The sequence below is a fragment of the Nocardia sp. NPDC060259 genome (assembly GCF_042728775.1).
GTDB lineage: Bacteria > Actinomycetota > Actinomycetes > Mycobacteriales > Mycobacteriaceae > Nocardia.
In genome coordinates, this window is sequence record NZ_JBHXAY010000091.1 from 18,386 (window position 1) to 28,065 (window position 9,680).

Genomic DNA, 9,680 nt, shown 5'->3' on the forward strand with positions numbered 1-9,680 from the left:
GGAGGACGCGTGACCCGTTCGCCGGCAGTGCAGCCCCGGATCGACCCCCTCGATCACGACCGCGTGGAAGCGGCCGTGCGGTTCGTCAGAACGCACGACACCGACAGCGTGCTCACCCGGCTGCTGCCCCACCTGGGCGAATCCGAACGCAGAGCGATCGCAGGCCGCTGCCGGTTCGACCATGTGGGGGTGCTGGTGTTTCCCCCCGACCTCGCGGCACTGGACGAGATGCTGGCGATGCACGATCTCGCCGTGGTATCGACCGGCCCCAGCGTGGTTGTCCGCCGGCGATTGGCGGCGCGGCACGGCCTGGATCCGCGGCACGTGCCGGTCCAGATCGTGCGGGCCGCACTGCGGGCCGCCGATGGAACACCCTGCGAGATAGAGATCTTCGCGCTGCTCGACGCACCGGCACAGGTGTCGGCCGCCGAGCGCGCCGACGCGCGCGAAGCCCACATCGCGTTGGCCACCGGCCCCATCGACGACGTCGCCCTCGCCGGGCTGTGCGCGCTGCTCACCGGGCCGGGCGGACTCCGTCCCGACGGCGGCGGCCACAACGACAGGGAGGACGCGACCAGCTTCTATTTCGCCCGGCCCGGCGCGGGAACCGACCGGATGGAACTCCACGTCGCCGGTGCCAACCCGCGCGCGCTGGCGAGGCACATCGGCGAGTCCGACGACCCGGCGACACGGCTGCTGCGGCTGCTCACCGGAGCCTGGGCCACCCAGGCGCTGGCCGTCACCGCCGAGTGCGGGATCGCCGACCGGCTCGCCGGGGCACCGGGCAGCCCGGTGAGCGCGCTCGCCGCACAGACCGAGACCGACCCCGGCGCACTCGCCCGGCTGCTGCGCTATCTGGTCCAGCTCGATGTCGTCGAGCCGAGCGGAGCGGGCTACGCACTCACCGATGTCGGCGCGCTCCTCGCCGCGGACGCCCGGCCCTCCCTGCATCCGCTGGCCCGCCTGTACGGCGGCGCGTTCTACGAGTCCTTCGGCGAACTGGGCTACGCCGTGCGCACCGGGCGGACGGCCTTCGACCACCACTTCGGCCTGCACCATTTCGAGTACTTCGGCGCCGACCCCGCCCGCGCGGACCTGTTCGACAGCGCGATGGCCGCAGGCGCGGCGATCTTCGGCCAGGTGGCGGATCAGATCGGTGCCGCCACGGCACGCACGGTGGTCGACATCGGCGGCGGCAACGGCGAACTGCTGGCACGCGTGCTGGCCGCGCATCCGCACCTGCGCGGAATCCTGTTCGAACGGGAGACGACCCTCCCGCGCGCACGAACCACCATCGACCGAGCGGGTTGTCTTTCGCGCTGCGAGTTCATCGGCGGCGACTTCTTCACCGCCGAGGTACCGACCGGCGGCGATATCTATCTGCTCTCGCGAGTACTGCACGACTGGGACGACGCCGACTCCCGGACCATCCTGCTCCGCTGCGCGGCGGCGATGTCCGACAACGCCCGGCTCTACCTCGTCGAACGGCTGCTCCCCGAGGACGAGTCCCGTTCCCTGGTACCCGCCTGGGACCTGCACATGCTGTGCAATGTCGGCGGTCGCGAACGAACCGGCGCGCACTACGGAGCCCTGCTGAAGTCGGCCGGGCTCGACCTGATCACCCGCGAGGAGCTGCCTCTCGGTTTCGCGATGCTGCATGCCCGACGGGCTGGTTGAGCATGCTCGCCGTGCCCCGCTGTGGCCCGTGCGATAGATCGCGCGGGCCGCTGTGAGTGACCTCACGACCACCGCCATCTCGCGGACGCCGCAGCGACGTCGTGGCAAACTTATTCCGGTGCGCGCCCCAGTACACCAGCCCTGCCGTCCGGCCGCGAGGCAGTGCAGGCGATGACCCAGTGGCTCGACCCCGTCGAACAGCGCGCGTGGCAGGCGATCGTGGCGCTCATGACCCGGATCCCGGGCGCATTGGACACCCGCTTGCAACGGGAGTCCGGGCTGACCCATTTCGAGTTCAGGGTGCTGAGCCTGCTGTCCGAGGAAGCGGGCCATCGTCTGCAATTGAGTGACCTCGCCCACAAAGCAAATGCGTCGCTATCGCGCCTGTCGCATGTGGTCTCCAAGCTGGAGCGGCTCGGCTGGGCCCGCCGCGACACGACCGCGGGCAGGCGCGGGGTGCATGCCGTGCTCACCGATGCCGGTTTCGAGAAGGTGCTCGAGGCGGCGCCCGGGTACGTGGACGCCGTGCGCAGACTGGTCCTGGACTGTCTCGACGCCGAGCAGACCGCCCAGCTGGCCGAGCTCGGGGAAACCCTGTCGGACCGGCTGAACCGGGTGCTCGCCGAGGACGGCGACTAGTCGGCGGCGAGCAGCACGTCGGTGTCGAAGCAGGTGTGCGTGCCGGTGTGGCAGGCCGCGCCCTCCTGGTCGACGATCAGCAGGATCGTGTCGCCGTCGCAGTCCAGGCGCACCTCGTGCACGTACTGGGTGTGGCCGGAGGTCTCGCCCTTGACCCAGTACTGCTGACGCGAGCGCGAATAGTACGTACCTTTGCGGGTTTCGATGGTCCTGGCCAGCGCCTCGTCGTCCATCCACGCCATCATCAGCACGTCGCCGGTCGACTTCTCCTGGGCGACGGCGGCGACCAGACCCGCCTCGTTGCGCTTGAGGCGTGCGGCGATGGCGGGATCCAGGCTCATGCCTCGTTTATAACAGCCGCACCGTGGCGACCCGACTGCCCGGTCTGCAGCTCGATCGCCACCAGCAGTTCGACCAGGTCGTTGACGCTGCGCACATTGCGGCCGGTGAGTTCCTGGATCCGCCCGAGCCGGTACTTGGCGGTGTTCAAGTGGATCCGCAGGGTGTCGGCGGCCTCGCGCAGGTTCATGTCGGCGGCGGCGAAGGCGCGGATGGTCTCGGCCAGCGAGCCGCCGCGGGCGCGGTCGTCGGCCAGTGCGGTGCCGATGCGCGGGTCGACGAGCTGGCGGGTGGTGTCGTCGGCCCGCAGCAGCAGGTACCGGAACGGCGTCATCTGTGGCAGCGCGAGGACGCCGCCGTCCTCGGGCAGCAGAGCGAGCGCGGCCTGGGCCTGCCGGTAGGCGCGCGGGATCTGGGCGACCTCGGTGACCGCGGTGCTCACGCCGACGGCGAGCGCGATGCCCTCGGCGGCGAGTTCCGCGCGCATCGCGCGCAGTCGTTCGCACAGCTGGTCCGCCGAACCGTCGCGCCCGAGCGCGGGAATCGCCACGATCTCGCCGCCGCGCACCACCGAGAGCGTGCGCAACCCGTTGACGCCGACCCGCGCCGCGGCGGCCGACACCAGTTGCCGTGTCTCACTGAGCCCGTCGGCGGACGCGTCCAGCACGACGGCGGTCACGACTACCAGCGGCGTGGTGCGATCGGCGCCGATCCCGTGCGCGGTGGCCACCGACAGATGCGGCCCGCCCGCGGGCAGCGTTCCCTCCAGCAGCGTGTCCATCAGCGCCTGGCTGTCGCGGCCCGACTCGGCCGCCACGTACTGCTGGAACTCCAGGTAGGCGTCGGTGGCCTGGGTGCTGATCAGGTCGGTGTAGCGGGCCAGCGGACCGGCCAGCGACAGCACGGCCTCGCGGCCCGCCTCGGTGTCACCCGCGTGAGCGAGCAGCGACTTCCAGATGGCGCGCTGACCCAGCCGGAACGCGGCGATGTAGTCGACCAGCGGCAGACCCGAGCGCGCCCTGCGCGCGGCGGCCTGCCTGGCGTAGGTGACATCGGCCGGGGTGACCCGCTTGCGTTCGAGCAGCGCGCCGAGACCGGTGCGGCTGAGCCGGGCCAGCTGGTCGTGCACGTCTGCGAGGAAGCCGGGGTCGGCGGTCCCGTAGCCGGGCAGCTCGGCGCGCAGCTTGGTCATCACGTCGTCGGCGATGTCGTCGGCGTGGTCGTAGGCGCAGGCGACGATCCGGGCACGTTCGGCGTGCAGCGGGTCCGAGACCGACGCGGTGAGCAGATGTGATCCAGCCGACATGTCCGGGGAGTTTGCATGTCCGGTTTCCCGGTGTCAACCAGGCAGTGTCCGATCGGCATGCTCGGGCGGCCTCCGCGGTCACGCTCCGCTATCGCCTCCGGCCGCTCGAGCCGGGACCATGTCCGCAGCGGACGAGATCGCGCGCAGAATTTGGTCCGCAACGTCCGATGTGGCCGGTGACCTGCGAACTTACCGTCATCGCATGCTCGAAATAACCAACCTGACGGTGCGCTTCGGCGGGATCACCGCCCTGCGGGAGGTCGGGTTCGCGGTCGCTCCCGGCGAGATGGTCGGCCTGATCGGACCGAACGGAGCGGGCAAGACCACCCTGTTCAACTGCATGACCCGGCGCAACCGCCCGACCTCGGGCACCCTGCGCTATCGCGACACCGATCTGTCGACCGTCCGGCCCGACGCGCTGGCCGGCCTCGGCATCGCCCGGACCTTCCAGAACCTCGGCCTGTTTCCCCGCCTGTCGGTGCGCGACAACGTCCTCGTCGGCGCGCACCACCGTGCCACCGCCGGTTTCGTCTCCGCGGGACTGCGGCTGCCGAAGGTCCGGCGGGAAGAACGGGCCCTGCGCGCCGAAGCCGACGATCTGCTCGAGCGGCTCGACCTGACCGCGGTCGCCGACCATCCGGCCTCGGGCCTCCCGTTCGGCACGCTCAAACGCATCGAACTGGCCAGAGCGCTCGCGGTCCGGCCGCGGCTGCTGCTGCTCGACGAGCCGGTCAACGGCCTCAGCCACGGCGAGGTCGACGAATTCGCCGAACGCCTGCGCGCGCTGCAGACCGACCTCGACCTCACCGTCGTGGTGGTCGAACACCACATGGGTTTCGTCATGGGCACCTGCGATCGCGTGGTGTGCCTCGAGTTCGGGCAGGTCATCGCCGAGGGCGAACCCGAAGCGGTGCAACGTGATCCGGCCGTCATCCGCGCCTACCTGGGAGCGGCGGCATGAGCGCGCAGAGCGAATTTCTGTCCATCACCGACCTGCACGCGGGTTACGGCGCGGCGAAAGTGCTGCACGGCGTGAGCTTTTCGGTCGCCGAGGGCGCGGTCTGCGCGATCCTCGGCCCGAACGGCGCGGGCAAGACGACCCTGCTGCGCGCCCTGTGCGGCATGGTCAAGGTGCGCGGCACCCTGCGGCTGGACGGCACCGAGGTGACCGGCCGCGCTCCGGAGGCGATGGCCCGGCTCGGTGTCGCCCACGTCCCCGAGGGCCGTGGCACCTTCGCACCGCTGTCGGTCGAGGAGAACCTGCGCCTCGGCGCCTACACCCGGCGCGACCGCTCGGGCACCGAGGCCGACCTGCGCCGCATCTACGACTACTTCCCGATCCTGCGCGACAAGCGCCGCGATCCGGCGGGCGGGCTGTCGGGCGGCCAGCAGCAGATGCTCGCCATCGGCCGTGCGCTGATGCTGCGCCCGCGCGTGCTGCTGCTCGACGAACCCTCGCTCGGGCTGTCCCCGCTGGTGACCCAGGAGCTGTTCGGGATCGTGCACACCATCAACGAGGAGGAACGCACCACCGTGATCGTCGTCGAGCAGAACGCGCATCTGGCCCTCGGGATCGCCCATCAGGCACATGTGCTCGAGACCGGGCGCATCGTGTTGTCCGGCACCGCCGAACAGATCAGGGCCGATGATCAGGTCACCCGCTCCTACCTGGGAATCCGGGTGCAGCCGTGACCGAATTCGTGCAGCAACTCGTCGAGGGACTCTCGGCGGGCGCGATCTACGCGGGCCTCGCGCTGGCCCTCGTCCTGATCTACCGGTTCACCGGCATCGTCAACTTCGCCCAGGGCGAGCTCGCCATGTTCTCGGCGTTCCTGGCCTGGCAGCTCAGCCAGACCATGCCGTTCTGGGCGGCACTGCCGCTCACGCTGGCGATCTCCTTCGTCGCGGGCATGCTCATCGAGCGGGTGGTGATCCGCCCGGTCGAGGGCGCTCCCGAGATCACCCTGGTGATCGTCACGGTCGGGTTGTTCTTCACCGTGCACGCCGTGGCAGGCTGGATCTGGTCGTACCAGGTGAAGTCGTTCCCGAATCCGTTCCCGGACGGCGCTTTGCGCACCGCGGGCATCAGCGTCGGCTACGGCAGCCTCGGCATCTTCGCTGTTGTCGGTGCGGTGATGGGACTGCTGTATCTGCTGTTCCGCTTCACCGGGATCGGCTTGGCGATGCGGGCGGTGGCCTGTAATCCCCAGTCCGCCAAGCTGGTCGGCATCCGGGTCGGCACCGTCCTCGCGCTCGGCTGGGGCCTGGCCGCGCTGGTCGGCGCGGTCTCGGGGGTGCTGTCGGCCCCGCTGCTGTTCCTCGAGCCGAACATGATGGGCGGCGTCCTCATCTACGCCTTCGCCGCGGCGACCCTCGGCGGCTTCGACTCTCCCGGCGGCGCGGTGGCCGGCGGCCTGATCGTCGGCGTCGCCGAAACCCTCACCGGCGCCTATGTCGACGCGATCGGCACCGAACTCAAGATCGGTGTGCCGCTGGTGATCATCCTGGGCGTGCTGTTGCTGCGCCCGCAAGGTCTGTTCGGACACGCGGCGGTGGAACGGGTATGAGCGAGTTGAACACGATAACGACGACATCGACTTCGGGCGCGCCATCGGCGGCTTCGTTCGCCGACCGGCTCGGACAGCTCCGCTGGCCGGTGATCGCCACCGCGGTGGTGATCCTGGTGGCCTGCGCGGCGCCGTTCCAGCTGGTGCCCTTCCGCACCTTCCAGCTCGCCATGGCCATGATCTACGCCGTCACCCTGCTCGGGTTGAACCTGCTGGTCGGCCACACCGGCCAGATCTCGCTGGGTCACGGGGCGTTCTTCGCGGTCGGCGCCTACACCGCGGCCGTGGCGATGGAACGGTGGGACACACCGTATTTCGCGACCATCCCGATCGCGGCGGCGGTGACCTTCGTCCTCGGCTTCGCGCTCGGCGTCCCGGCGCTGCGGCTGCGCGGGTTGTACCTGGCGCTGGTCACCCTGGCGATCGCGATCTTCCTGGTCCCGCTGCTCAAGCGATTCGACGGGCTGACCGGCGGCTCGATGGGACTCACCGTCACCAAGCCGGTGCCGCCCGCCTGGACCGGGCTGGCCGAGGATCAGTGGCTGTACTTCCTGGCGCTGGTCACCACCGTCCTGAGCTTCGTGCTGGTCGCCGGGATGCTGCGGTCGCGGGTGGGGCGCGCGCTGCACGCGGTGCGCGACAACGAGATCGCCGCCGAAGTGCTCGGCGTGAACCTCGCCCACTACAAGACGCTCGCCTTCGCCTGGAGCGCGCTGCTGGCCGGTGTCGCCGGCTGTGTCTACACGTGGGTGATCGCGTTCGTCTCGCCGGACTCGTTCGCACTGACCCTGTCGGTGACGCTGCTGGCGGGCCTTGTCGTCGGCGGGCTCGGCACCACGTGGGGTCCGGTGCTCGGCGGATTGTTCGTGATGTTCGTGCCCAGCTTCGCCCAGGACGTCAATCAGGCGGCGCCCGGCGTCATCTTCGGACTGCTGATCATCGCGGTCATGTACCTCGCGCCCACCGGACTGGCCGGTCTCACCGGCCGGCTGGCGCAACGGCTCGGACATCTCGTTCGGAAAGGGAAAACACATGCGCACTAAGGCGATCCACTCGCTCGGCCTCGCGGCGGCGCTGCTCGCGACACTCACCGCCTGCGGTGGTCGTGGCGCCGACACCGGCACCGTCGGGCTCGGCGACTGCAAAGGTCAGCAGACCACCGGCATCACCGACACCAGCATCAAACTCGGCGGGGTGTATCCGCTGTCGGGTCCGGCCTCGGCGTACAGCGAACTCCCCAAGGGCATCAAGGCCTACTTCGACTACGTCAACGCCGAACAGGGCGGCATCGACGGACGCAAGGTCGAGTACGTGGTGCGCGACGACAGCTACCAGCCGCCCAAGACCGTCGAGGAGACACGCAGGCTCGTCGAACAGGATCAGGTGTTCGCGGTCTTCCAGACCCTCGGCACTGCCACGTCCTCGGCGGTGTGGGACTACCTCGGCCAGCGCAAGGTGCCGCAGGTGTTCGTCGCCACCGGAGCCACCAAGTTCGGCGCAGGCACCGAACATCCGTGGACCATGGGCTGGCAGCCCAGCTACCGCACCGAAGCCCTCGCCTACGCGACGTACGTGAAGGCGCAGCGGCCGACCGCGACCGTGGCGGTGCTCTACCAGAACGACGACTTCGGCAAGGATCTGCTCGCCGCGTTCACCGAGGGGGTCGCAGGCAGCGGCGTCAAGGTCGTCGCGGAGCAGAGCTTCGAGGTCACCGACCCCACCGTCGACGCGCAGGTCCGCAACCTCGCGAACTCGAAAGCCGATGTGCTGCTGAATTTCTCGACCCCGAAGTTCGCCTCGCAGGCGCTGGCCGCCGACGTGCGCAACACAGACTGGAATCCGCTGCACGTGGTGACCCAGGTGTCGAACACGATGGCCACGCTGCGGCCGGTCGGGCTGGAGAACGTCCAGGGCGTGGTCACCGCCGCCTTCCTCAAGGACCCGGCCGACGCGCGCTGGGCCCAGGACGCGGGCATGCAGACCTTCAAGTCGAAGGTGGCGCAGTACGCGCCCGGCGCCGATCCGGAGAACCAGCACACCTTGGCAGGCTGGGCGATGGCCGAGAGCTTCCGCAAGACGATGGAATCGGCGACGTGCCCGACCAGGGAGGGCCTGCGCGATGCGATGCGCTCGCTCGACAACGTCTCGGTCGACCTGCTGCTGCCCGGCATCACGATGAAGACCGGCGCGGACGACGGCTATCCCCTCGAAGCCGTCGGCATCCAGACCTTCTCGGGCAATCACTGGTCGCTCACCGACGGCCTGATCGACACCGGCAAATAGCCCCCGCTCGTTCCGCGGCACGCCGCGAAACACCCGAAGAACACCCCCGATCGATGAGGATCACCGATGAGAATGTCCACCACGCTCGCGACCGCCGCCCTGACGGCACTGGCCCTCTGTGTCGGCGCGGGCACCGGCCACGCCGACCCGGCACCGGCGCAGACCGACGTGCACTACGAGGTCAGCAGGCAGGGCGATACCGCCGTCGTCACCACCAGTGACGGCAAACTCCAGGTCGTCGGCGACCAACTGGTGCTCACCACCGGCGCCGATGTCCCGGTCGCCGCGCTGCCGCTGTCCTACCGCATGGACGACAAGGTCTTTCCGATCGCCGCCACGATCGACGGCGGCAAAGCCACGCTGACACCATCCAAGGACGGCGGTGCCCCGGCAGCCGCAGCAACGAACGTGATCACCCAGGACAAGGCCGTACAGCAGGTCGCCGAATCCTTCACCCCGCGTGACCAGACGGCGCTCGGCATCTTCGCCCAGCGCCTGACCATCGGCAGCGCCGTCGCGGCCATCATCGGCGCCGTGCTCGGCGGCGGTATCGGCTGCCTGGTCGGCGGCGCGGCGGGTGCGGCCATCGCCAGCCCGGTGATCGTGCTCCTGGTCCCGTGGGTCGGCGCCACGGTCGCCGGGTGTGTGCTCGGCGCGGCCACCCTCGGCGCGGTCGGCGGCATGGTCGGGCTGGTCACGGTCGGCGGGCCGCTGGCGCTGTTCTCGGCCTACCAGTACTTCTCGACGATCGTCGCGCCGTGCCCGGCCGAACTCGGCGCGTACTGCAAGGACCCCACGGTGCCTGCCCCCGCGAAGTAGCACCGTCCGCACTCCGCCGGCCCGCCCGAACCACCAACGGGCGGGCCGGC

At 70.0% G+C, this 9,680-nt stretch carries 10 protein-coding genes; 8 read left to right on the forward strand and 2 right to left on the reverse strand.

All coding sequences use genetic code 11. The features are described 5' to 3' along the window. The first annotated feature begins 9 nt into the window (after positions 1–9). Together ACFWF2_RS26270 and ACFWF2_RS26275 are read left to right on the forward strand one after the other, a co-directional pair. Positions 10–1,677 carry a methyltransferase gene (locus ACFWF2_RS26270; protein ID WP_379310112.1) on the forward strand — a complete coding sequence of 556 codons (1,668 nt, stop codon included), beginning with the start codon at positions 10–12 and terminating at the stop codon, positions 1,675–1,677. Positions 1,678–1,848: 171 nt separating this feature from the next. Continuing rightward, positions 1,849–2,316 (forward strand): MarR family winged helix-turn-helix transcriptional regulator, encoded by a 468-nt coding sequence (locus tag ACFWF2_RS26275; RefSeq protein ID WP_379310113.1) that lies wholly within the window; start codon positions 1,849–1,851, stop codon positions 2,314–2,316. On the opposite strand, the gene hisI is transcribed toward ACFWF2_RS26275, so the two are convergent. Next, the gene (hisI, locus tag ACFWF2_RS26280; RefSeq protein ID WP_189033976.1) at positions 2,313–2,657 is read right to left on the reverse strand and encodes a phosphoribosyl-AMP cyclohydrolase; all 345 of its coding nucleotides are present in this window, start codon (positions 2,655–2,657) and stop codon (positions 2,313–2,315) included. The genes ACFWF2_RS26275 and hisI overlap by 4 nt on opposite strands. Beyond that, complete coding sequence (locus ACFWF2_RS26285; RefSeq protein ID WP_379310114.1) at positions 2,654–3,961, reverse strand: PucR family transcriptional regulator; 1,308 nt, start codon at positions 3,959–3,961, stop codon at positions 2,654–2,656. The genes hisI and ACFWF2_RS26285 overlap by 4 nt, the downstream gene beginning before the upstream one ends. A gap of 202 nt (positions 3,962–4,163) precedes the next feature. On the opposite strand from ACFWF2_RS26285, the gene ACFWF2_RS26290 reads away from it, so the two are divergent. From ACFWF2_RS26290 to ACFWF2_RS26315, 6 genes are all read left to right on the forward strand, one after another. Further along, positions 4,164–4,922, forward strand: a complete 759-nt coding sequence (locus tag ACFWF2_RS26290; RefSeq protein WP_379310115.1) for an ABC transporter ATP-binding protein — start codon at positions 4,164–4,166, stop codon at positions 4,920–4,922. Then, positions 4,919–5,653: an ABC transporter ATP-binding protein gene (locus ACFWF2_RS26295; RefSeq protein WP_379310116.1), complete on the forward strand. Its 735-nt coding sequence runs from the start codon at positions 4,919–4,921 to the stop codon at positions 5,651–5,653. Before ACFWF2_RS26290 ends, ACFWF2_RS26295 begins: the two co-directional genes overlap by 4 nt. After that, positions 5,650–6,528 carry a branched-chain amino acid ABC transporter permease gene (locus tag ACFWF2_RS26300; protein WP_379310117.1) on the forward strand — a complete coding sequence of 293 codons (879 nt, stop codon included), beginning with the start codon at positions 5,650–5,652 and terminating at the stop codon, positions 6,526–6,528. The genes ACFWF2_RS26295 and ACFWF2_RS26300 overlap by 4 nt, the downstream gene beginning before the upstream one ends. After that, a complete protein-coding gene (locus ACFWF2_RS26305) occupies positions 6,525–7,571 on the forward strand; it encodes a branched-chain amino acid ABC transporter permease (RefSeq protein ID WP_379310118.1) in 1,047 nt (348 codons plus the stop codon). Before ACFWF2_RS26300 ends, ACFWF2_RS26305 begins: the two co-directional genes overlap by 4 nt. Continuing rightward, positions 7,561–8,811: an ABC transporter substrate-binding protein gene (locus ACFWF2_RS26310; protein ID WP_379310119.1), complete on the forward strand. Its 1,251-nt coding sequence runs from the start codon at positions 7,561–7,563 to the stop codon at positions 8,809–8,811. Before ACFWF2_RS26305 ends, ACFWF2_RS26310 begins: the two co-directional genes overlap by 11 nt. Before the next feature lie 66 nt (positions 8,812–8,877). After that, positions 8,878–9,630, forward strand: a complete 753-nt coding sequence (locus ACFWF2_RS26315; RefSeq protein WP_379310120.1) for a hypothetical protein — start codon at positions 8,878–8,880, stop codon at positions 9,628–9,630. Positions 9,631–9,680 lie beyond the last annotated feature (50 nt).

What these genes read in the sequence shown, in the direction of transcription:
- ACFWF2_RS26275 (WP_379310113.1), top strand. Translation starts at nt 1,849, where the DNA reads ATGACCCAGTGGCTCGACCCCGTCGAACAGCGCGCGTGGCAGGCGATC.
- ACFWF2_RS26290 (WP_379310115.1), top strand. Translation starts at nt 4,164, where the DNA reads ATGCTCGAAATAACCAACCTGACGGTGCGCTTCGGCGGGATCACCGCC.
- hisI (WP_189033976.1), bottom strand. Translation starts at nt 2,657, where the DNA reads ATGAGCCTGGATCCCGCCATCGCCGCACGCCTCAAGCGCAACGAGGCG.
- ACFWF2_RS26295 (WP_379310116.1), top strand. Translation starts at nt 4,919, where the DNA reads ATGAGCGCGCAGAGCGAATTTCTGTCCATCACCGACCTGCACGCGGGT.
- ACFWF2_RS26285 (WP_379310114.1), bottom strand. Translation starts at nt 3,961, where the DNA reads ATGTCGGCTGGATCACATCTGCTCACCGCGTCGGTCTCGGACCCGCTG.
- ACFWF2_RS26310 (WP_379310119.1), top strand. Translation starts at nt 7,561, where the DNA reads ATGCGCACTAAGGCGATCCACTCGCTCGGCCTCGCGGCGGCGCTGCTC.
- ACFWF2_RS26305 (WP_379310118.1), top strand. Translation starts at nt 6,525, where the DNA reads ATGAGCGAGTTGAACACGATAACGACGACATCGACTTCGGGCGCGCCA.
- ACFWF2_RS26315 (WP_379310120.1), top strand. Translation starts at nt 8,878, where the DNA reads ATGAGAATGTCCACCACGCTCGCGACCGCCGCCCTGACGGCACTGGCC.